This is a genomic window from Tersicoccus sp. Bi-70, assembly GCF_001968825.1.
GTDB lineage: Bacteria > Actinomycetota > Actinomycetes > Actinomycetales > Micrococcaceae > Tersicoccus.
In genome coordinates this window covers 53,302-74,961 of record NZ_MIEU01000012.1, presented here as the reverse complement: position 1 = coordinate 74,961, position 21,660 = coordinate 53,302, and the positions used below count along the sequence as shown (strand labels likewise).

The following is a 21,660-nucleotide window of genomic DNA, read 5'->3' as shown; positions in this document are numbered from 1 at the left end:
GAGATCGACATCGATCCGTGGCACGCTGTGGACCATGTCCGACCTGTTCGACGACTACGGCCCCGCCACGGCCCGGACCCGCGCGTACGACGAGATGTTCGACGCCGGGCAGACCGTGCGTGCCGCCTACCGGCAGGTCGAGGACGTGCTCGGCGGACTCACCCTGCACGACGTCTCCGCTCGCGCGGACTCCATGGCCCGCACCTTCCTCGACCGCGGCGTCACCTTCGACTACGCGGGGGAGGAGCGGCCCTTCCCGCTGGACATCGTGCCGCGCGTCATCCCCGCCGCCGAGTGGGACGTCCTCGAGCGCGGCGTCGCCCAGCGGGTCCAGACCCTCGAGGCGTTCCTCGACGACGTGTACGACACCATGGCGGTCGTCGCCGACGGCGTCGTTCCCCGGTCGCTGATCACCTCCAGCTCCCACTTCCACCGCTGCGTCGCCGGCTTCCGGCCGCCCGGCGGGGTCCGGGTGCACGTCTCCGGCATCGACGTGGTGCGCGACGACGCCGGCAACTTCCGGGTGCTCGAGGACAACGTGCGCGTGCCCAGTGGCGTCTCCTACGTGATCGAGAACCGCCGCGCGATGGCCAAGGGCCTGCCCGAGGCCTTCAACCAGCAGGACATCCGCAGCGTCGACGAGTACCCGCGCCGGCTGCTGCAGGCCCTGCGGAAGACGGCCCCGTCCTCCGTCGCGGACCCGACCGTCGTCGTGCTCACCCCCGGCGTCTTCAACTCCGCCTACTTCGAGCACACCCTGCTCGCGGGCCTGATGGGCGTCGAGCTGGTCGAGGGCCGCGACCTCGTGTGCCGCGCCAACCGGGTCTACATGCGCACCACCGCCGGCGAGCAGCGGGTGGACGTCATCTACCGCCGGGTCGACGACGCCTTCATCGACCCCCTGCAGTTCCGCTCCGACTCCCTCCTCGGCTGTCCCGGATTGGTCAACGCGGCCCGCGCCGGCAACGTCACCATCGCCAACGCCATCGGCAACGGAGTGGCCGACGACAAACTGATCTACAGCTACCTGCCGGACCTGATCCGCTACTACCGGGGCGAGGAGCCGATCATCCCGAACGTGGACACCTTCCGGCTTGGTGAGGACGCCGCCCGCGAAGAGGTGCTGGACCGTCTCGACGAGCTCGTGGTCAAGCCGGTCGACGGCTCCGGGGGCAAGGGCATCGTGATCGGCCCCGCCGCCACCCGGGAGGAGCTGGATGCCCTGCGCACCCGCATCCTGGCCGACCCGCGCGGGTGGATCGCGCAGCCGGTGCTGCAGCTCTCCACCGTGCCGACCATGGCGGGGGACCGGTTCGGGCCCCGGCACGTGGACCTGCGGCCCTTCGCCGTCAACGACGGCGACGACGTGTGGGTGCTGCCCGGCGGCCTGACCCGGGTGGCCCTGACGGAGGGCTCCCTCATCGTCAACTCCAGCCAGGGCGGCGGGTCGAAGGACACCTGGGTGGTCGGCGACGGTCCCGCCCCGGCGATCACCCACGAGCCCGCGGCCCGGCCCGCCCGGGAACGGGTGTCGGTGTGGCCCATCGAGAGCAACGCCCGGGACCAGGACGAGGCCCAGCAGCAGCAGTGACCGGAGCTGCCGCCCGGACGGACACACGTCGGGGCGGTGCAGCGCACGAGTCACAGGACGAGAGAGAGAAGGAGGCGGGATGCTCAGCCGGATCGCGGAGTCGTTGTTCTGGATCGGACGGTACGTCGAGCGCGCCGACGGGACCGCGCGCATCCTCGACGTGCACCTGGAGCGGATGAACCAGATGAGCACCGACGACCAGGAGATGGTCGCCCGCCGGCTGCTCGCGGTGATGGGGGCCGGGCACGGCGACGAGGGCATCGGCATCGGGCCGCTGCTGGACGCGCTGGCCTACGACCGCAGTTCACCCGCCTCGATCGCCGGCGCCCTCGGCGCGGCCCGGGAGAACGCCCGGCGCGCCCGCGAGACCGTGTCCTCCGGTGTCTGGGAGTGCCTGAACACGACGTGGTACGGCCTGAACCAGCACCGCAAGGACGTCGTCGGCACCTACCGGTTCTGCACCTGGGTGGGGGAGCGGACGGCGATGGTGCGCGGCCTCGCGGACCTGACCATGAGCCACGACGAGAGCTGGGAGTTCATGGTGCTCGGCCGCAGCCTGGAGCGCGCCGACATGACGGCGCGCATGCTCTCCACCCGCGACGTCGCCAACTCGTGGGTGACGATGCTGCGGTGCGCCGGGGCCTACGAGTCGTTCCTGCGCAACCAGCGGGCCGCGTTCGGCGACGAGGAGGCCGCCGAGTTCCTGCTGCTGGACCGGTTGTTCCCCCGCTCGATCGTCTACGCCCTGTCCGAGGCGGAGACCGCGCTGGAGCGGCTCGACCCGTCGAACCAGCGAATCGGCTTCCTCGACGACGCCCGCCGCCTGGTCGGCCAGGCCCGGTCCTTCCTCGAGTTCCACCAGACCGCGGACCTGCTGGACGAGCTGCCCGAGCACATGGACCGGGTGCAGCAGGCCTGCGCCCGCGCCTCCGACGCCATCTCCCGGAAGTACTTCTCCCGGTCCGAGAGTCTGGAATGGGTGGGGGAACTGTCATGACGCGCCTGCGGATCTCCCACGCCACCACCTACGACTACGTGCGGCGGGTGTCGCTCTCCTACAACGAGGCGCGCATGTCGCCGCTGACCGATCCCCACCAGGTGGTGCTCGAGTCGTCGCTGACCGTCGGGCCGGAGCAGGCCGCGGTCGAGACCTACCGCGACTACTGGGGCACCCGGGTCACCAGCTTCGACATCACCAGCCCGCACGACCGGCTGGCGGTGCTCGCCGAGGCGACCGTCGAGGTGCACCGGGGTCGCGGTCCCGGGGACGTCGACGCCGAGCCGGTCGGCTGGGACGAGCTGCGCGCCCCGGCGACGCAGAACCGGTTCTCGGACTGGCTGCCGCTGACGCCGCTGTCCGGCCCGGGGGACGAGGTGATCGCCCTCGTCCGCGACGAGGTGCGCGGGCTGGACCCGCACGAGGCGTCGATGGCCGTCTTCGCGTGGATGCGCGGCCAGATGAGCTACGTGCCCGGCGCCACGCACGTGCACTCCAACGCCGAGCACGCCTGGACCGCCCGGAAGGGCGTGTGCCAGGACCTCGCGCACCTGGGCGCCGGCGCGCTGCGCAGCCTCGGGATCCCCGCCCGCTACGTCTCCGGCTACCTGCACCCCCGCCCGGCGGTGGGCATCGGCGAGGAGGTCGTCGGCGAGTCCCACGCGTGGGTCGAGTGGTGGGACGGCGCGTGGCGCGCCTGGGATCCGACGAACACCGGGCCGGTCGGGGACCTGCACGTCGTCGTCGCTCGCGGCCGGGACTACCGGGACGTGACCCCGCTCAAGGGCATCCTCTCCGGCGGGGGCGGGTCGACGCTGTCGGTCCGGGTCGCCGTCACCCGGCTGGCCTGACCCGCACGGGTCAGGCCAGCCGGCTCAGGCGGTCCGAACTGTGCCGGATCGGCTCAGCCGACGGTGACGCCCTTGCTGACGACGGTGATGCCGGAGTCGGTGACCTTGTAGCCGCGGGAGCGGTCCTGCTCGGCGTCGACACCGACGGTCGCGCCGTCCTCGAGCCGCACGTTCTTGTCGAGGATCGCCCGCTTGACGACGGCGCCCCGGCCGATCACGACGTTGTCCATCAGGACCGACCCCGAGACGCGGGCGCCGTCGGAGACGAAGACGTCGGGGGAGAGCACCGAGCCCTTGACCAGACCGCCGGTGACCACGGTTCCCGGGCCGACAATGGAGTCGTAGGCGACGCCCCAGTCGGGGTTGCGTCCGCGCACGAACTTGGCGGGCGGGGAGATGGCCTGTCGGGTGTAGATCGGCCAGTCCATGTTGTACAGGTTGAAGATCGGCAGCGGCGAGATCAGGTCCATGTGGGCGTCGTAGAACGAGTCGATCGTCCCGACGTCGCGCCAGTAGCGGCGGTCCCGTTCGGTGGAGCCGGCCACGGAGTTCTCCGTGAAGTCGTAGACCGCGCAGTCGTTCCGGTCGACGAAGTGGGGCACCAGATCCCCGCCCATGTCGTGCTTGGTGTCGAGCCGCTCGTTGTCCTCCCGCAGGGCGTCGACGAGGGCGTCCGCGGTGAACACGTAGTTGCCCATCGAGGCGAGGAAGCTGGTGGGGTCGTCCGGCAGGCCCTCGGTGGTCGGCGGCTTCTCGACGAACCGGGCGATCCGGGATCGGTCCTGCGGGTCGGTCTCGATCACGCCGAACTGGGAGACCTGGTCCAGCGGCTGGCGGACGGCGGCCACGGAGGCGGAGGCCCCGGAGGCGATGTGCGCGTCCACCATCTGGGAGAAGTCCATCCGGTACACGTGATCCGCGCCCACGACGACGACGATGTCGGGCCGGGCATCGTGGATGAGGTTGAGCGACTGGTAGATCGCGTCGGCGCTGCCCTGGAACCAGCTCTTGCCGACGCGCTGCTGCGCGGGCACCGAGGCGACGTAGTTGCCCAGCAGGGTCGACATGCGCCACGTCTCGGAGATGTGCCGGTCGAGGCTGTGCGACTTGTACTGCGTCAGCACGACGATCTGCAGGTAGCGGGAGTTGACCAGGTTGGAGAGCGCGAAGTCGATCAACCGGTAGCTGCCGCCGAACGGGACCGCCGGCTTCGCCCGATCCATGGTCAGCGGCATCAGGCGGTTGCCCTCGCCGCCGGCCAGCACGATCGCAAGGACTTTGGGGCTCATGAGGGCATCACTGACCTTTCGGGACGTACAGCTCGCCGAGCAGGCTGATGCGCGAGGCCCCGACCTGCGGCGTCGGTGAGACTCACACTAGAGGACACCGCCGACAGGCACTACCTTGGCACTGTGCGCATCGACATCGTGAGCAAGGAGTTCCCCCCGGACATCTACGGCGGTGCCGGGGTCCACGTCGCGGAGCTGAGCCGCGTGCTCGCCTCCCAGGTGGACCTGCACGTGCACTGCTTCGGTGCCGCGCGGGACACCGACTTCCACGGCGCCACCGTGCGCGCCTACCCGAATCTGCCCGAGCTGAACGACGCGAACGCCGCCCTGCAGACCTTCGGCGTCGACCTGGCCATCGTCCCCGGCACGGCCGGGGCGGACCTCGTCCACTCCCACACCTGGTACGCCAACCTGGCCGGGCACCTCGCGAAGCTGCTGAACGGTGTTCCGCACGTGCTCTCCGCCCACAGCCTCGAGCCGCTGCGCCCGTGGAAGGCCGAGCAGCTCGGCGGCGGGTACGCGCTCTCCTCCTGGGCGGAGAAGACGGCGTACGAGGCGGCCGACGCCATCATCGCCGTCTCCGCCGGGATGCGCGCCGACATCCTGCGCTGCTACCCGGACGTCGACCCGGAGCGCGTGAAGGTCGTGCACAACGGCATCGACGTGAGCCTGTGGGAGCCGGACCTCGAGACCGACGTGCTCGAGGCCTACGGCATCGACCCGCACCAGCCCTCCGTCACCTTCGTCGGCCGCATCACGCGGCAGAAGGGGGTGCCCTACCTGCTGCGGGCGGCCAAGCTGCTGCCGCCGGAGGTGCAGGTGATCCTGTGCGCCGGCGCTGCGGACACCCCGGAGCTCGGCGCGCAGGTCAACCAGCTGATCACGGAGCTGAAGGCCGAGCGCGACGGCGTCGTGCTGATCGAGAAGATGCTGCCCCGCCGCGAGCTGATCCAGATCCTCTCCCACACCACCGCGTTCGCATGCCCCTCGGTGTACGAACCGCTCGGCATCGTCAACCTCGAGGCCATGGCCTGCGGGGCCGCGGTGGTGGCGAGCGCGACGGGCGGCATCCCCGAGGTGGTCGAGGACGGCGTGACCGGCCGGCTCGTGCCGCTCGAACAGGTCCAGGACGGCACCGGCACCCCGCTCGACCCCGAGGGCTTCGTCCGGGACTTCGCGGCGGCCCTCACCGAGGTGGTCGCCGACCGCGACGAGGCCCGCCGGATGGGCGAGGCTGGGCGCCGGCGTGCGCAGGAGCACTTCTCGTGGGAGTCGATCGCGCGCACCACGATGGACGTGTACCGCAGCGTGCTCTGAGGCGTCCGACTCAGGACAGGGCGACGGCCCCGGACGCTGATCCGTCCGGGGCCGTCGCGGTGTCGGGGACCCAGCAGCGTCAGGCGCCGCGCTTGCGCGACTCCCGCGCGTACAGCACCTTCTCGTCGACCGGGGCGTCCCCGTTCGCCCGCTGCTGCCGCTGGTACGCCCGAGCCTCGTCCTGCCGGTGCGCCTCCGCGCCGGAGGAGATGTCGGCCCGCAGGTGCGCCTGGTCGTAGCCGAAGGCGTCCACGAGGTCCTGCGCGTGGGGCCGCAGCCGCGCGAGCAGCCGGTTGACGTACCCGGAGAGAGTGCGCGCCCGCTGCATGGAGATGCGCCCGTGCATCAGGTACCAGCCGAGGTTGTCCTCGATCAGGGTGAGCCCGAACAGGTCCCGCACCCAGGTGAGCACGGTGCGGGTGCCCGGGTCCTCGATCGAGGCGAGGGCGGCGCTGAAGGCCTCCCACTGGAGCAGTTCGCCGTGGGCGCGGGCCGCCTCGATGAGCTCGTTCTGGTGGGAGTTGAAGACGGACGCGGCCTTCTCGGCCGGCAACTTCCGTGCCGCCCGCAGGTGCTGGGCGACCTCGGCGACCATGTCCTCGACGCGTCCGGTCAGCAGCGCCCGCTGGGCGCCCTCCTCGCGCAGGGCGTTGACGGAGAGGCGCTGGTCCCCGCGGTCGGAGAAGAACTGCACCGCCTGGCGCAGACCCGACCGGCTGAAGGTGCGGTCCGCGACCTGCCCGACGGCGTAGCGCGCCATGGCCCCGAAGTCGATGCCGCGGAAGTCGTTGGCGTAGTCGGTCAGCAGCCGCTTGGCCACCAGCTGCAGGAGCACGTTGTTGTCGCCCTCGAAGGTGGCGTACACGTCCAGGTCGGCGCGCAGCCCCGTCAGCCGGTTGGCCGAGAGGAAGCCGGCACCGCCGCACGCCTCGCGGCATTCCTGCAGGGTGTCCAGCGCGTTCCAGGTGGAGAGCGCCTTCAGGGCGGCGGCGAGCGTCTCGAGGTCCTGGCGGTCCTCGTCGGTGTCGTGGGCGCCCGAGAAGACATCGTCGAACCGGGCGAGCAGCTCCTCGTGGGCGAAGGAGCCGGCGTACGTGCGGGCGATCCGGGTGATGAGCCGGCGCTGGTGGCGCTGGTAGTCCATCACCACCTCCTCCTCGCCCGTGCCGCTGCCGAACTGGCGGCGCTGGTTGGCGTACGTGACGGCGATCTGGAGGGCGACCTTGCTCGCCGCGACGCTCGCCCCGTCCAGGGAGACGCGCCCCTGCACGAGGGTGCCGAGCATGGTGAAGAACCGCCGACCCGGGCTCGCGATGGACGAGCTGTAGGTGCCGTCGGCGGCGACCGCGCCGTACCGGTCGAGCAGGTTGAACCGCGGCACCCGGACGTGGGTGAAGTGCAGGCGGCCGTTGTCGATGCCGTTCAGGCCGCCCTTGTGGCCGTCGTCCTCGCCGCCGATGCCGGCCAGGAACGCGCCGTCCTCGTCCCGGATCGGCACGTAGAGCGCGTGCACACCATGGTTGACGCCGCCGGTGACCAGCTGCGCGAACACCACGGCCGCCCGGCCGTGCAGCGCCGCGTTGCCCAGGTAGTCCTTCCACGCCGCCCGGAAGGGGGTGTGCAGGTCGAACTCTTCGGTGGCCGGGTCGTAGGTGGCCGTCGTGGCGATGGACGCGACGTCGGAGCCGTGCCCCGTCTCGGTCATGGCGAACGCGCCCGGGATGGTCATGTCCATGATGCCGGGCAGCCAGGCGTCGTGGTGGGCCTCGGTGCCCAGGTGCATGACGGCGGAGCCGAACAGGCCCCACTGCACGCCGGCCTTGATCTGCAGGGACGGATCGGCGACGACGAGCTCCTCGAAGCCGGCGATGTTGCCGCCGTGATTGTCCTCACCACCGAGCCGCGCCGGGAACGCCCGGTGCACCGTCTGCTCGGAGACCAGGGTGTGCAGCTGGCCGAGCACGCGCTCGCGGTGCTCGGCCCACGGCTGACCGTCGATCTTGTGCAGGTCCTCCCGGGCGGCGAGGGCGCGCGCCTGTCGGCGGACGTCCGCCCAGCGGCCCAGCAGGACCGTCTCCAGGGCCGGCACGTCGACGCCGGGCGCGTCCTCGAGCGAGGCGGTGCGCGCGGGGCCGGGCGACGGCGCGGTGGCGGGGCGGCTCGCCGTGGCGGGGGTGGTGTCCACAGTGGTCATCGGTGTTCCTTCGGGGTGGGGGAGGTGGCCTCGACGGTGGAGGGAGGAGTGGGGGACGGACGGGTGCCGGGCGGGCTCATGACGCCGTCGAGCAGCCAGCCGGTCAGCAGGTCGGCGAAGTCCTCGAGATCGGGCTTGTCCGGCCCGTCCGGGGTGGCCAGCCACTGCTCGCCGGCGTTGCGGACCAGCCCGATGGCGGCCGTCGACCAGAACGCGAGCACGGGGGAGGCGTCCTCGGCCGTGCGCCGGCCCTCGAGATGGCGGCGCATGGGCTCGGACATCAGCGTGGAGACCGCGCTGAAGAAATGGTGGATGTGGGCCCCGGCGGTGGGGCCGCCGGTGACGAACGCGTAGACGTTCGGCGACGCCGCCGCCAGGCCCAGGTAGGCGCGGACCATGCCGTGCACGCCGTCCAGCGGGGACTGCGCGCTCGCGGCGGCCTCGTGCAGCTCCTGCTGCAGACGGCCGAGCACCCGCTCGGCGACGGCCTGCTGCAGGCCGGCCTTGTCGCCGAAGTAGCGGTAGAACACGGACTTCGAGGTGCCGGCGGCCGCGGCGATCTCGTCCATCGACGCCTCCGGCCCCAGCCGGTGCACGGCCCGGCGGGCCAGCCGCACCAGCTCCACGCGGCGCGCGGTCCGGTGCGCACGCCACCGGCGGGAGCGGCCATCCGGTTCGGGAGGCGCAGGGCGCAGTCCGGTCGAGTTCACGGTACCCAGCGTATCAGGTACGCTGGGTACCGGTAACCACCTCGATGGAAGGACGGGCACCCATGCCCCAGGACGCTCCCGGCACCACGACGCCGGCCACCCCCAGCACCTCCACCCCCTCCGCCCCGTCTGCTCCCCGGCGCGCCGTCGTCGTCGGCGGCAACCGGATCCCCTTCGCCCGCGCCAACGGCCCCTACGCCAGGGTCTCCAACCAGGACATGCTGACGGCCGCGATCGACGGGCTGGTCGCCCGCTTCGGGCTGGCGGGGGAGCGCATCGGTGAGGTCGCCGCCGGCGCCGTGCTCAAGCACTCCCGCGACTTCAACCTCACCCGTGAGGCGGTCCTCGGCTCGGCGCTGGACCCGGCCACCCCGGCGTACGACCTGCAGCAGGCCTGCGCCACCGGTCTGGAGACCGTCGTGGGCCTCGCGAACAAGATCCGACTCGGCCAGCTCGAGTCCGGCATCGCCGGTGGCGTGGACAGTGCCTCCGACGCCCCGATCGCGGTCAGCGAGGGGCTGCGGCAGGTGCTGCTCGAACTCGGTCGCGCGAAGACCACCCAGCAGAAGCTGGCCGCCGCGCTCAAGCTGCGCCCGCGTGATCTGACGCCCAACGCGCCCTCGACGGGGGAGCCGCGCACCGGCCTGTCGATGGGCGAGCACCAGGCCCTGACGACGGCGCTGTGGGAGATCAGCCGGGAGGCGCAGGACGAGCTGGCGCTGGCCAGTCACCGCAACCTCGCCGCCGCCTGGGACCGGGGCTTCTTCGACGACCTGGTCACCTCCTACCGGGGCGTCACCCGCGACACCAACCTGCGCGCCGACAGCAGCCTGGAGAAGCTGGCGAAGCTCTCCCCGGTGTTCGGGAATTCGCTGCCCACCCCGGCGACGATGACCGCCGGCAACTCGACGCCGCTCACCGACGGCGCCTCCGCGGTGCTGCTGGCCTCCGAGGACTGGGCCCGGGCGCACGACCTGCCGATGCTTGCAGACGTGGTCGACGCCGAGGCCGCCGCCGTGGACTTCGTCAACGGGGCCGAGGGCCTGCTGATGGCCCCGGTGTACGCCGTGCCGCGCCTGCTCGCCCGCAACGGGCTGAGCCTGGCCGACTTCGACTACTACGAGATCCACGAGGCCTTCGCCTCCACGGTGCTCTCCGCGCTCGCCGCGTGGGAGGACCCGGAGTACTGCCGGACGCGCCTCGGCCTGGAGGCGCCGCTCGGCTCGATCGACCGGAGCAGGCTCAACGTCAACGGCTCCTCGCTGGCCGCCGGACACCCGTTCGCCGCGACCGGCGGGCGCATCGTCGGCTCGCTGGCCAAGCAGCTCGCGGAGACGGCCGCCTCGACCGGGCGCCGCACGCGCGGCCTCGTGTCGGTGTGCGCCGCCGGCGGCCAGGGCGTCGTCGCCATCCTCGAGTCCCACTGACCGGCCCCGGACACCCGGAAGGAGCGTCATGACCGACACCTATCTCACCCTCGTCAACGCCGCCCCGCTCGCCGGTGTGGCGAAGCGGCTCGGGCTGCCCCGGCCCGTCGAGCTGCGCCGGTACCGCCCCGGCGCTCCGCTCGTCGACGGGCCGGTGCTGCTGGTCGGCTCCGGCGCGGGCGCCCAGGAGCTGGCCGACGAGCTGCTGGGCTGGAGCCTCGACGTCGTCCGGCACCACCGGCCGAAGCAGCGGCTCGGCGCGATCGTCCTCGTGCTCGACGACGTCACCGACCCCACCGCGCTCTCCGTGCCGGTGCTGGCCGCCGGTGAGGCGCTCCGGGACCTGCGCCCGGGAGGCCGGGTCGTGACCCTCTCCCGGCCGGCCGGCGACACGACGGACCCGGCGATGGCCGCGGCCCGCCGGGGCGTCGAGGGGCTGTTGCGGTCCCTGGCGCACGAACTGCGCGGCGGCGCCACCGGCAACGGCATCCTGATCCGCGACGGCCTGCCCGTCACGGTCACCTCGGTGCTCGGCGCCCTGCGGTTCCTGCTCTCGGGTCGGAGCGCCTTCGTGGACGGGCAGTTCCTCACCGTCGTCGACGGGCAGGGCGCCCCGGACCCGGACGCCGACCGGCCGCTCACCGGCAAGGTCGCCGTCGTGACCGGCGCCGCCCGCGGCATCGGCGCCGCGATCGCCCGGACGCTGCACCGGGACGGCGCCCACGTCATCGCCGTCGACGTCCCGGCCGCGGGGGAGGCGCTGGCCGCCGTCGCCAACGAGCTCGGAGGAACCGCCCTGCAACTGGACATCACGGCTCCGGACGCCGGCGAGCGGATCCTCGCCCACGCTCGGGACCGGCACGGCCGCCTCGACGTCGTCGTGCACAACGCCGGGATCACCCGGGACAAGCTGCTGGCCAACATGGACGCCGCGCGCTGGAACGCGGTGATCGCGGTCAACATCGCCGCGCAGCTGCGGATGAACGAGCAGTTCCTCGCCTCCGACGTGTTCGGCGCCGGCGGGCGGATCGTCAGCCTCGCCTCGACCAGCGGCATCGCCGGCAACCGCGGCCAGACGAACTACGCCGCCTCCAAGGCCGGCGTGATGGGCATGGTCGCGGCGACGGCCGGGCTGATGCCGGCCGGGGCCACCGTCAACGCGGTGGCACCGGGGTTCATCGAGACCGAGATGACGGCGCGGATCCCGTTCGCGACCCGCGAGGTCGCGCGACGGCTGAACAGCCTGCAGCAGGGCGGCCGCCCGACGGACGTCGCCGAGGCCATCGCGTTCCTCGCCAGCGACGCCGCGGGTGGCATCACCGGGCAGACGCTGCGCGTGTGCGGGCAGAACCTGGTCGGCGCCTGATGGGGGCACCGGATCGGGTGGAGGACCTGGCGGTCCTGCCGTCGCTCGCCGGGATCTACGCCCGCCAGGTGCCCTCCGCCCTGGTGGGGGCGCTGCCGGCGGGGCCGCTGCGGCGCGACCGCACCGTCGGATCCCTCCCGGGCGTCGCCTACCGCGCGTCCGGCGTGCGCCCGGATGCGGCACGGCTCACGGACTTCGCCCACCTGACCCGGGCGCCCGGCTCCGACGTGCTGCCCGCCGGGTTCGTCCACGCCACCGTGTTCCCGGTGGCGATGGCGCTGATGGCCCGCAACGACTTCCCGCTCCCGCTCGCCGGCCTCGTCCACCTGCGCAACCGGTGGACGCAGCGGCGCCCGCTCACCCTCGCCTCCGTGCTCGGCGTGACGACGTGGGCGGAGGACCTGCGGCCGCACCGGTCGGGCACGCTCGTCGACGTCGTCAGCGAGATCCGCGACGAACGTGACGGCGCGGACGGCGCGGCCGTGGCCGTCGACCGCTCCACCTACCTGGCTCGCGGGCGGTTCCTGTCCGGGTCGGACCGGGCCGAGGGCGCGGACCGGACCGCGTTCACACCGCCGGTGCCGACGGGCCGGTGGCGCCTCGGCGCGGACGCCGGACGGCGCTTCGCCGAGGTCAGCGGGGACTGGAACCCGATCCACATCAGCGCACCGACCGCCCGGCTGCTCGGCATGAAGGGCGCGATCGCGCACGGCATGTACACCGCGTCGCGGGGGCTGGCCACGATCCGGCTGCCGGAGGCGTACGCGTGGGACGTCAGCTTCGCCGCCCCGGTGGTGCTGCCGGCGACGGTGGCGATCCGCGTGGACGGGACCCCGCAGGACGCGGACGGCGCCCGGTTCACCGGCTGGGATCCGCGGTCGGGCCGGCTGCACCTGACGGCGACGGTGACCGCGGGCTGAGCCCGGAGCGCACCGTGTTAGATTGACGCCGATCATTCGCCCCGGCGTCAGGACGGTCCATGGCCACGGCAACCGCCTCCCGCGTCGCCGGGCACGCTCGGCGCGGCGTCGGCGTGGACCACGTGCTGGCGACCGTGCTCGCGCTCGTGGCCGGCCTCGTCAGCGCAGTGCTCTCCTGGGTGCCGTCGTTCTGGACGGACGAGGCGGCGTCGATCGCCAGTGCCGACCGCCCGCTCGGGGAGATCGGCGCCCTCATCTCCTCGATCGACGCCGTCCACGCCGTCTACTACGTGGCCCTGCACGCGTGGATCCCGGTGGTGGGGGAGACCGAGGTCGGCATCCGGGCGCTGAGCGTCGGCGCGATCGTGCTGGCGACGGCCGGGACCTACTGGCTCGGCCGGCTCACGGGCGGTCGCCGCCTGGGCGTCGTGGCCGCCCTGGTGTTCGCGGTCCTGCCGCGGGTGACGTGGGCGGGCATCGAGGCGCGTCCCTTCGCCCTCGCGCTGGCCGCCGCCGTCTGGGCCACCGTCCTGATGGTCGCGGCGACGCGCCACCGCCGCGCCGGCTGGTGGATCGCCTACGCCGTCGTCGCCGGTCTCGCCGTCGCGACCAACATCTACGCCGCCCTCCTCGTCGTCGCCCACGGGGTCAGCCTGCTCCTGCTCCGCGTCCCGCTCGGTGTGCTGCTGCGCTGGCTGCTCGCCGCGGTCGCCGCCGCCGTCCTGAGCTCACCCATCCTGCTGCTCGGCGTCACCGAGCGCGGACAGATCGCCGAGAACCCGATCGGTGTCGGGGAGTGGCTGCGCAACGTCGTGGTCAACCAGTGGTTCCTCGGGGGCACGCCCACCGGGGTGACGCCCGAACGGGGCACCCCGGTGTGGCAGGCCGCCGCCCTCGCCGCCGCGGCCCTGGGCTGGGTGCTGATCCTCGTCGGCGTCGTCAGCGCGCTCCGGCAGCGGTCCGGCGGCCGGACGCGGGTGGTCCTCGCGTGGGCCGCCCCGGCGCTCGTGCTGCCGACCGCCGCGCTCGGGGCCTCGCTGCTGCTCGCGAGCCCGATCTACAACCCGCGCTATCTGACCTTCACGAGTTTCGCGGTCGCGCTGCTGATCGGCGCCGGTCTGCTCGCGCTGCGCCGCCGCTGGCTGCGCGTCGTCGCCGTCGCCCTGCTCGTCGTCGCGGTGGCGCCGGTCTGGTGGTCGCAGCGCACGCCCGACGCCAAGAGCGGCAGCGACTACCGCGCCGTCGCCAATTACCTGGCGGCGCACGCCGCGCCCGGGGACGGGGTCTACTTCAGCCCGCGCGAAGTGACGTCGGACGCCCTGACCGGTGCGCCGACGCGGCGCATCGCGGTGGCCTACCCGGCCGACTTCGCCCGCCTGACCGACATCACCCGGGCGGTGGACGCGACGGACAGCGACACCATCGACGACCTGTCCCGGCCGCTCGCGGCGGAGGGGGACCGGCTGCGCGCGGAGAGCCGGGTGTGGGTGGTGCGGCGCGTCGACGCCTCGCCCGCGCAGCGGGACGCCGACGACGCCGTGCTGCGTGCCGCCGGGCTGAGCGGGGGCCGGGTCGTCTTCTCCGGCGGTCTCGACCGGATCACCGAGTACACCCGCACGCCCTGACGGCACGAGTTCGGCGCGAGGCCCGCACCCGGGCCCGGGAACGCGAGAAGCCCCGGACCAGTGGTCCGGGGCTTCTCCCTGTCGTCCAGCGGGACGCTCGTGCGCGGAGGGGGACTTGAACCCCCACCCTCTATGCGAGGACTAGCACCTCAAGCTAGCGCGTCTGCCTATTCCGCCACCCGCGCGAGTGGTGCTCCGCAGCGCGGAGCAGCGTCAGAAACTCTAACACGGATGCGCCCGGCGTCCCGCATCGGGGCCCTCGGTACGCTGGGAGGATGACCGCTTCCGCTGCTCGCGACGACGTCGACGCCACCGCCCCCGACGTGGGAGAACGTCCGCTCACCGACGAGCTGCTCGCCCGCGTCCACGACCGTGCCGCGGGCTACGACGAGGCCAACGCCTTCTTCGCCGAGGACCTGGCCGACCTGCGCGCGGCCGGCTATCTCGGCCTGTGCTCGCCCGCGGCCTACGGAGGTGCCGGCGCGACCCTGCGGCAGACCAGCGACGCGCAGCGGCGGCTCGCCGCGGCCGCCCCCGCCACGGCCCTGGGCATCAACATGCACCTGGTGTGGACCTCCGTCGCGCGGATCCTCGCCGATCGGGGCATCGACACCCTGGACTTCGTGCTCCGCGAGGCCGCCGCGGGCGAACTGTTCGCCTTCGGTGTCTCGGAGCCCGGAAACGACCTGATGCTGTTCGACTCGGTCACGACGGCCCGGCGCGAATCCGACGGCGGCTACCGCTACACGGGCCGGAAGATCTTCACCAGCCTCTCCCCGGCCTGGACCCGGCTCGGCGTGCACGGCCGCGAGGAGACCCCCCACGGCCCCCGACTGGTGTGGGGCTTCCTCGACCGTGCCGACGGCGGGACCCGGTCGCTGGGGGACTGGAACACGCTCGGGATGCGAGCGAGCCAGTCGCACACCACCGAGCTGGAGGACGCGCGGGTGCGGCCGGACCGCATCGTCGCGACCCTGCCGGTCGGTCCGGTGCCGGACCCGCTGATCTTCGCGATCTTCGCCGCCTTCGAGGTGCTGCTGGCCAGCGTCTATGCCGGCATCGCGGAGCGCGCGGTGATCCTGGCGATCGAGGCGGCGAGCCGGCGCACCTCTCGGCGCTCCGGGGCGGCCCTGGATCAGGATCCGGACACCCGGTACCGGATCGCGGAGGCGCAGCTGCTCGTCGACGGCATGCTCGCGGATCTGACCGCGACCGCGCAGGACGTGGATCGGCAGGTCGACCACGGGCCGCGGTGGTTCTCGCGTCTGTCGGGGGTCAAGGTGCGCGTCACCCGGACCACGCGGGAGGTCGTCGACCTGGCCCTCGCCGCCGGCGGCGGTGCGCAGTTCACCCGGACCTCGGAGCTGTCCCGGCTCTACCGGGACGTGGCGGCGGGCGCCTACCACCCGTCGAGCGACTCGTCCGCGCACGCGACCATGGCGACCGCCCTGCTGGGCCCGCTCGCCTGAGCGGGCCGCCCGCGTCGCGATCGCCCGGGCAGGACGACGGAGGGTCAGGCGGTGCGCTCGATGCGCATCACCTTGCGCCGCAGCCAGTACCGGCGAGCACCGCCCATGTAGAGGCGCGTGCGCTCCAGTTCCCACTTGCCGTACTCGGCGTGCTCGGTGAGCATCTGACGTGCTTCACCCCGGGTGGCCTGCGACGGAACACTGAGCACCAGGTACTCGTACTGCCGTGCGAAGTCCCGCTCGCGCTTCACCGAGGTCCCACCAATTTGTTGCCTCATGGCACCCCATTTTCATTCCGGAACCGATAACGTCTAGGACATGAGCATTGATCCGCGTGTCGCCCTGCAGTCCCTGGTTGCTGCCTTCGAGGAGCACCTCGCTGCGTCCGCCGCGCGACGCGGAGACGACGATCCCGCGGTCGAGTCGGCGCACCTGGCCATCGCCGATGCCTTCGAAGTCTACGAAGATGCGCTCTACGACATCTACAACGAGGTCACCCCGCTGGTCATCTACGAGGACGACGGTGACGACGACAGCGACGACGACGATGATGACGACGACCTCGAGGACGACGAGGACGACGACGAGGATGAGGACGACGTCGAGGAGAACCGCGACCGGGTCTGACACATTCCCGCTCGCGCTCCCGTCCCCAGGGGGCGGGACCGATTCGGCCGGCCGAGCCCGGAGCACCTAGAGTCGGATCGTGACGTGGATCGAAGCGGCCATCCTCGGGCTCGTACAAGGACTGACCGAGTTCCTTCCCATCTCCTCCAGTGCGCATCTGCGCATCGTGGGGGAGTTCCTGCCCGGCGCCGCCGACCCGGGTGCGGCGTTCACCGCGATCACCCAGCTGGGCACCGAGACCGCGGTCCTCGTCTTCTTCTGGCGTGACATCGTCCGCATCGTCCGGGCCTGGGCCGGTTCCCTCGTGGGGCGCGTGCCGCGCAACGATCCCGACGCCCGGATGGGCTGGCTGGTGATCCTCGGCAGCCTCCCGATCGGCATCCTCGGCGTCCTGTTCCAGGACTCGATCGAGACGACCTTCCGCAGCCTGTGGATCGTCGCCGTCATGCTGATCGTCTTCGGCGTCCTGCTCGCCCTCGCGGACATCTACTCGCGTCAGCAGCGGACCCTCGACCAGCTGACGTGGCGCCACGGCATCCTCTACGGCCTCGCCCAGGCACTCGCGCTCGTCCCCGGCGTCTCCCGCTCCGGCGGCACGATCACCGCGGGCCTCGCGATGGGCTACACCCGTGAGGCCGCCGCCCGGTATTCCTTCCTGCTGGCCATCCCGGCCGTCTTCGCGAGCGGGCTGTACCAGCTCGCCAAGGTGGTCAAGGGCGGTGGCGACGGCGGCGTGTACGGTGCCGGGCCGACGGCTCTGGCCACCGTCATCGCGTTCGGCGTCGGCTACCTCATCATCGGCTGGTTCCTGCGCTACGTCTCGACCCGCAGCTACCGGCCTTTCGTGCTGTACCGGATCGCTCTGGGCGCCGTCCTGATGATCCTGCTCAGCACCGGTCTGATCGCCGCCTGACGCGGCGTCCGACACCCGCCCTCACCCCGCGTCCACCCCGAGGAGAAGCATGCAGTCCTGGCCCACGCCCGGCCTCACCCCGCTGGAGCCCATGCCCGGATCGGTGCACCTCTACGACACGGCCGCCCGCGCGGTGGTACCCGTCGAGCTCGCGGAGGAGAGCGGCCGCGCGGTCGCCGGCCTCTACGTGTGCGGCATCACCCCCTACGACGCCACGCACCTCGGCCACGCGGCCACCTACCTGGCGTTCGACCTGCTGATCCGGCAGTGGCGGGACACCGGCGCCGCCGTCACCTACGTGCAGAACGTCACCGACGTCGACGACCCGCTGCTCGAGCGCGCGGAGGCCACCGGGGTGGACTGGCAGGACCTCGCCGTCGAGCAGACCGACCTGTTCCGCACCGACATGACCGCACTGCGCGTGCTGCCGCCGGATCACTACATCGGCGCCGTCGAGGCGGTGCCGTGGATCGTGCCCGCCGTCGAGGCGCTGGTCACCGCCGGTATCGCGTACCGGGTACCCGGCACCGGCGGGGAGCCCGACGGCGACGTCTACTTCGACGTCGAGGCCGCCCGCTCCACCGGCTGGCGCATCGGGGCCCTCGGCGGCTACGACCCGGACCAGCTGCTGGCCTTCTTCGGTGAACGCGGCGGTGACCCCGACCGGCCCGGCAAGCGCAACCCGCTCGACGCCCTGCTCTGGCGGGTGGCCCGCGAGGGTGAGCCGCAGTGGCCCGGCGGCGTGCTCGGTGCGGGCCGGCCGGGCTGGCACATCGAGTGCTCGGTGATCGCCGAGCGGTTCCTCGCGACGCCCTTCACCGTGCAGGGCGGCGGCAACGACCTGATCTTCCCGCACCACGACATGAGCGCCGGCCACGCGCAGGCCCTCACCGGCCGCCCGCTCGCCCACCACTTCGCCCACACCGGCATGGTCGGGTTCGAGGGGCACAAGATGAGCAAGTCGCGGGGCAACCTGGTGCTCGTCTCCCGGCTGCGCGAGGCCGGGGTGGACCCGGCCGCGATCCGGATCGCCGTGCTCGGCCAGCACTACCGCTCGGCTTGGGAGTACACGGACGCGCTGCTCACCGTGGCTCAGGACCGGCTGGCCCGGTGGCGTGCCGCGGCGGCCGTCGCGGACGCCGCGACCGGTCCGCTGCGCGGTGACGTGGACGACGCCGACACGCGCCTCGTCGAGCGGCTGCGGGACCGGCTGCGCGACGACCTGGACACCCCGGGTGCCCTCGCCGCCGTCGACGCGTGGGCCGCGACGGTCCTCGGCGCTCGGGACGACGCCGCGATCGACGGCGATATCGACCACGGATCCGACACCGCCACCGACACCGGCACGGCCGGCGAGCCGAGCCTCGGCCGGCGCGCGGTGGACGCGCTGCTCGGGGTGGACCTGGCGCCGGAGACCGCGAGCTGAGGCTCAGCGCTCCTTGCCGCGCCGCTTGAGGTAGCGCTCGAACTCGCGGGCGATGGACTCACCGCTGGCCTCGGGCAGTTCGGCGGTGTCCTTCGCCTCCTCGAGCTGGTGCACGTAGGCCTGGATCTCCGGGTCCTCCGTCGCCAGCTCGTCCACGCCTCGCTCCCAGGCCTCGGCGTCCTCCTTGAGTTCGGCGTCGCCGACCACCGGGATGTGGACCAGCTCCTCGAGCCGGTTCAGCAGCGCCAGCTGGGCCTTGGGGGACGGCGCCTGGGCGACGTAGTGCGGGACGGCCGCCCACAGGGAGACCGTGGGGATCCCGGCCAGCTCGGCGACGCCGCCGAGCACCCCGAGGATGCCGGTGGGCCCCTCGTACGTGGACGGATCCGCGTTCAGCTCCTCCTGCAGGGCCGCGTCGTCCGTCGACACGGACACCGGGATGGGCCGCGTGTGCGGCACGTCCGCCAGCAGGGCGCCGAGCAGGACCAGGTAGTCGACGCCCAGGTCCGTGGCGTGCGCCATCAGGTCGGCGGTGTAGGCGCGCCACCGGTAGGAGGGTTCCACGCCGTGCACGAGCACGACGTCGAGATTCGAGTTCGGCACCGAGACGGTCGAGAGCCACGTCGTCGGCCACTGGATGTGCCGTTCGGCCCCGGTGCGCACCACCATCGGGCGGGTGAACTGGAAGTCGTAGTAGGAGTCCGAGTCCAGGGCGGCGACGCGGGAGGCGGCCCACCGCTCGTCGAGGCGATTGAGCGCGTCACTGGCCGCGTCGCCGGCGTCGTTCCAGCCCTCGAACGCGGCGATCATCACGGTGACCCGGTCCCGGCCCGCGGCGTCCTCGCCCGTGCGGACGCCGAAGATGCTGGTCAGCGACTCTCCGGCCCGCGTCGACGCCGTCCCCTCCGTCGTCTCGTCCGCGCCGGGCACCTCGGCTCCGTCCTCGGGCTTCTCGTCATAGGAACTCACTCGTCCAGCGTAGTCCCGGCATCCGGGCGGGACGTGTGACACACGTGGGCCGCCCGACGGCGCCGTCCTCGTAGACTGGAGGCATGGCCGCCCCCACCGATCCCTTCCGTCTGCGCGCTGTCCTCTGGGACATGGACGGGACCCTGGTGGACACCGAGCCCTACTGGATCGCGGCCGAACGTTCGCTGATGGACCGGCACGGCCTGCGGTGGACCATGGAGGACTCCGAGGCGATGGTCGGGCAGGCGCTGCCGCGGGTCGCCGCCGCCATGCAGGTCCGCGGTCTCGACCTGCCGATCCGTACCATCCTCGACACCGTGATCGGCGACGTGCTCGCCGCCGTCCGCCGGGAGATCCCCTGGCGACCCGGGGCCCGCGAGCTGCTCGACCAGCTGCGCGACGCCGGCGTCCCGTGCGCGCTCGTGACCATGAGCGAGGCCGTGCTCGCCCGCGCCGTGGCGGACCAGCTGCCGGCCGGCACCTTCGACTTCCTCGTCACCGGTGACATGGTGACCCACGGCAAGCCGCACCCCGAGCCCTACGAGCAGGCCCTCGAGCGGCTGCGCCGCACCGCGCCGGAACTGCCGACCCCCGCCGTCATCGCGCTCGAGGACTCGATCCCGGGTGTCGAGTCCGCCCGCTCCAGCGGGGTCACCACGATCGCGATCCCGCACGTCGTGCCGGTCCCGCACCACCCCGACGTGCAGCAGTGGGAGACCCTGGCCGGCAGCACGGTCGACGACCTGCAGCGCGCCCTGCGCGCCCGGGCCGCCCTCTCGTGAGCGGCGCCGGCACGCCGCCGCCCGCCGACGGCACCGGGAGGACGAAGGCCCGCAGCGAGGGCATCCCGCTCGGCCGGATGTTCTCCGTCCCCGTGTTGCTCTCGTGGTCATGGTTCCTGATCGCGGCGTTCATCGTCATCAGCTTCGGTCCCGTGGTCGCCTACCAGTTCCCCGGCATCGGCGCGGGTGCCTGGTTCGTCGCGCTGGCCTACGCGGTGCTGCTCCTGCTCTCCGTCCTCGCCCACGAACTCGCGCACGCCCTGAGCGCCCGCGCGTTCGGCTGGCCCTCGTCCCGGATCGTGCTCACCCTGTGGGGCGGGCACACGTCGTTCGAGTCGATGCCGACCAGTGCGGGGCGGTCCCTCGTGGTGGCCCTCGCGGGACCCGCCGCGAACCTGGCGCTGGCCGGGGTGGGTTCCGCCGTCACCTTCGCCCTGCCGGCCGGCACGGTGGCGTGGCTGCTCTCCTCCGTCTTCACCGTCGCCAACCTCTTCGTCGGCGTGTTCAACGTGCTGCCGGGGCTGCCGCTCGACGGCGGCCGGATCGTCGAGTCCGCGGTGTGGCGGGCGACCGGGGACCAGGACCGCGGCACGGTCGCGGCCGGCTGGGCCGGACGCATCGTCGCCGTCCTCATCCTCGGTGTCGTGCTGTGGCCCCTGTTCACCGGCCGGGGCCTGCCGAGCCTGTCCACCCTGGCCATCGGCGTGCTCGTGGTCGTCTTCCTCTGGGCCGGCGCGAGTGCCGCGATCCGCAGCGGCCGGCTGAAGCAGCGGCTCGGCGCCATCAGCGCCGGGCGGCTCGCCCGGCCCGCCACCGGGGTGCCGGCCACCGCGTCCGTCGCGCAGCTGAGCGCGCTGGCCCGCGACCTGCGCACCGGGCCCGGCACCGAGCTGATCCTGGTCGACGACCGCGGCGTGCCCGTGGCCGTCGCCGACCGGGACGCGGTGGCCGCCGTGCCGTTTGACCGGGCGGCCACGACCGGCGCGGTCGCCGTCGCGCGGCCGCTCGCCCCCGGCGCCGTCGTGCCCGTGGCCTCCGAGGGCCACCAGCTCGTCCAGTACCTGGCCCGCCTGGCCGGGTCCGAGTACGCGGTGATCGACGCGCGCGGCGTCGTCACCGGCCTGCTCACCCAGGGCGCTGTGCTCACCGCCCTGCAGGGGCGCACCGACCCCTGGTCATGAGCACCG

At 72.9% G+C, this 21,660-nt stretch carries 19 protein-coding genes and 1 tRNA gene; 14 read left to right on the top strand and 6 right to left on the bottom strand.

From position 1 onward, the window contains the following. The first annotated feature begins 34 nt into the window (after window positions 1-34). The 3 genes from BGP79_RS09530 to BGP79_RS09520 all read left to right on the top strand — a co-directional run bounded on the left by BGP79_RS09530 (window position 35) and on the right by BGP79_RS09520 (window position 3,439). Complete coding sequence (locus BGP79_RS09530; protein WP_076694953.1) at window positions 35-1,591, top strand: circularly permuted type 2 ATP-grasp protein; 1,557 nt, start codon at window positions 35-37, stop codon at window positions 1,589-1,591. A 79-nt stretch (window positions 1,592-1,670) separates the two neighbouring features. Then, window positions 1,671-2,588: an alpha-E domain-containing protein gene (locus tag BGP79_RS09525; protein WP_076694951.1), complete on the top strand. Its 918-nt coding sequence runs from the start codon at window positions 1,671-1,673 to the stop codon at window positions 2,586-2,588. Beyond that, window positions 2,585-3,439, top strand: a complete 855-nt coding sequence (locus tag BGP79_RS09520) for a transglutaminase family protein (RefSeq protein ID WP_076694950.1) — start codon at window positions 2,585-2,587, stop codon at window positions 3,437-3,439. Before BGP79_RS09525 ends, BGP79_RS09520 begins: the two co-directional genes overlap by 4 nt. Before the next feature lie 53 nt (window positions 3,440-3,492). Here the strand turns inward: BGP79_RS09520 and glgC are convergent, their stop codons facing one another. Continuing rightward, window positions 3,493-4,728, bottom strand: a complete 1,236-nt coding sequence (gene glgC / locus BGP79_RS09515) for a glucose-1-phosphate adenylyltransferase (RefSeq protein WP_076694948.1) — start codon at window positions 4,726-4,728, stop codon at window positions 3,493-3,495. 123 nt (window positions 4,729-4,851) lie between these two features. On the opposite strand from glgC, the gene glgA reads away from it, so the two are divergent. Next, window positions 4,852-6,045 (top strand): glycogen synthase, encoded by a 1,194-nt coding sequence (glgA, locus tag BGP79_RS09510; protein ID WP_076694947.1) that lies wholly within the window; start codon window positions 4,852-4,854, stop codon window positions 6,043-6,045. Window positions 6,046-6,124: 79 nt separating this feature from the next. On the opposite strand, the gene BGP79_RS09505 is transcribed toward glgA, so the two are convergent. Together BGP79_RS09505 and BGP79_RS09500 are read right to left on the bottom strand one after the other, a co-directional pair. Then, complete coding sequence (locus BGP79_RS09505) at window positions 6,125-8,239, bottom strand: acyl-CoA dehydrogenase (protein ID WP_076694945.1); 2,115 nt, start codon at window positions 8,237-8,239, stop codon at window positions 6,125-6,127. After that, complete coding sequence (locus BGP79_RS09500; RefSeq protein ID WP_233121338.1) at window positions 8,236-8,949, bottom strand: TetR/AcrR family transcriptional regulator; 714 nt, start codon at window positions 8,947-8,949, stop codon at window positions 8,236-8,238. Before BGP79_RS09500 ends, BGP79_RS09505 begins: the two co-directional genes overlap by 4 nt. 62 nt (window positions 8,950-9,011) lie before the next feature. Between BGP79_RS09500 and BGP79_RS09495 the strand changes: the two genes are divergently transcribed. From BGP79_RS09495 to BGP79_RS09480, 4 genes are read left to right on the top strand one after another with little or no spacing between them, the layout of a single operon-like run. After that, the gene (locus BGP79_RS09495; RefSeq protein WP_076694942.1) at window positions 9,012-10,376 is read left to right on the top strand and encodes an acetyl-CoA C-acetyltransferase; all 1,365 of its coding nucleotides are present in this window, start codon (window positions 9,012-9,014) and stop codon (window positions 10,374-10,376) included. Window positions 10,377-10,404: 28 nt separating this feature from the next. Beyond that, window positions 10,405-11,742, top strand: a complete 1,338-nt coding sequence (locus tag BGP79_RS09490) for a 3-oxoacyl-ACP reductase (protein ID WP_076694940.1) — start codon at window positions 10,405-10,407, stop codon at window positions 11,740-11,742. Continuing rightward, a complete protein-coding gene (locus BGP79_RS09485; RefSeq protein WP_076694938.1) occupies window positions 11,742-12,662 on the top strand; it encodes a MaoC/PaaZ C-terminal domain-containing protein in 921 nt (306 codons plus the stop codon). The genes BGP79_RS09490 and BGP79_RS09485 overlap by 1 nt, the downstream gene beginning before the upstream one ends. A 59-nt stretch (window positions 12,663-12,721) precedes the next feature. Continuing rightward, window positions 12,722-14,287 (top strand): glycosyltransferase family 39 protein, encoded by a 1,566-nt coding sequence (locus BGP79_RS09480; RefSeq protein WP_076694936.1) that lies wholly within the window; start codon window positions 12,722-12,724, stop codon window positions 14,285-14,287. Window positions 14,288-14,387: 100 nt separating this feature from the next. Here BGP79_RS09480 and BGP79_RS09475 read toward each other — a convergent pair. Continuing rightward, window positions 14,388-14,472 (bottom strand) — tRNA-Leu (locus tag BGP79_RS09475). A 90-nt stretch (window positions 14,473-14,562) separates the two neighbouring features. Between BGP79_RS09475 and BGP79_RS09470 the strand changes: the two genes are divergently transcribed. Continuing rightward, the gene (locus tag BGP79_RS09470) at window positions 14,563-15,756 is read left to right on the top strand and encodes an acyl-CoA dehydrogenase family protein (protein WP_076694934.1); all 1,194 of its coding nucleotides are present in this window, start codon (window positions 14,563-14,565) and stop codon (window positions 15,754-15,756) included. 44 nt (window positions 15,757-15,800) lie between these two features. Here BGP79_RS09470 and BGP79_RS09465 read toward each other — a convergent pair whose 3' ends face one another. Then, the gene (locus tag BGP79_RS09465) at window positions 15,801-16,034 is read right to left on the bottom strand and encodes a DUF5703 family protein (protein ID WP_076694932.1); all 234 of its coding nucleotides are present in this window, start codon (window positions 16,032-16,034) and stop codon (window positions 15,801-15,803) included. A 40-nt stretch (window positions 16,035-16,074) separates the two neighbouring features. Between BGP79_RS09465 and BGP79_RS16755 the strand changes: the two genes are divergently transcribed. From BGP79_RS16755 to mshC, 3 genes are all read left to right on the top strand, one after another. Further along, window positions 16,075-16,383: a hypothetical protein gene (locus BGP79_RS16755; protein WP_076694931.1), complete on the top strand. Its 309-nt coding sequence runs from the start codon at window positions 16,075-16,077 to the stop codon at window positions 16,381-16,383. A 79-nt stretch (window positions 16,384-16,462) separates the two neighbouring features. Beyond that, on the top strand, window positions 16,463-17,296 hold the full coding sequence (locus BGP79_RS09455; RefSeq protein WP_076694929.1) for an undecaprenyl-diphosphate phosphatase: 834 nt from the start codon (window positions 16,463-16,465) through the stop codon (window positions 17,294-17,296). 49 nt (window positions 17,297-17,345) lie between these two features. Further along, window positions 17,346-18,722: a cysteine--1-D-myo-inosityl 2-amino-2-deoxy-alpha-D-glucopyranoside ligase gene (gene mshC / locus BGP79_RS09450; RefSeq protein WP_076694927.1), complete on the top strand. Its 1,377-nt coding sequence runs from the start codon at window positions 17,346-17,348 to the stop codon at window positions 18,720-18,722. Between the two features lie 3 nt (window positions 18,723-18,725). Here mshC and BGP79_RS09445 read toward each other — a convergent pair whose 3' ends face one another. Then, window positions 18,726-19,595 carry a PAC2 family protein gene (locus BGP79_RS09445; RefSeq protein WP_076695322.1) on the bottom strand — a complete coding sequence of 290 codons (870 nt, stop codon included), beginning with the start codon at window positions 19,593-19,595 and terminating at the stop codon, window positions 18,726-18,728. Window positions 19,596-19,774: 179 nt separating this feature from the next. Between BGP79_RS09445 and BGP79_RS09440 the strand changes: the two genes are divergently transcribed. Then, window positions 19,775-20,473, top strand: coding sequence for an HAD family phosphatase (locus BGP79_RS09440; RefSeq protein ID WP_076694926.1), 699 nt, complete (start codon window positions 19,775-19,777; stop codon window positions 20,471-20,473). Next, the gene (locus tag BGP79_RS09435) at window positions 20,470-21,654 is read left to right on the top strand and encodes a site-2 protease family protein (protein ID WP_076694924.1); all 1,185 of its coding nucleotides are present in this window, start codon (window positions 20,470-20,472) and stop codon (window positions 21,652-21,654) included. Before BGP79_RS09440 ends, BGP79_RS09435 begins: the two co-directional genes overlap by 4 nt. The last annotated feature ends 6 nt before the right edge of the window (window positions 21,655-21,660 follow it).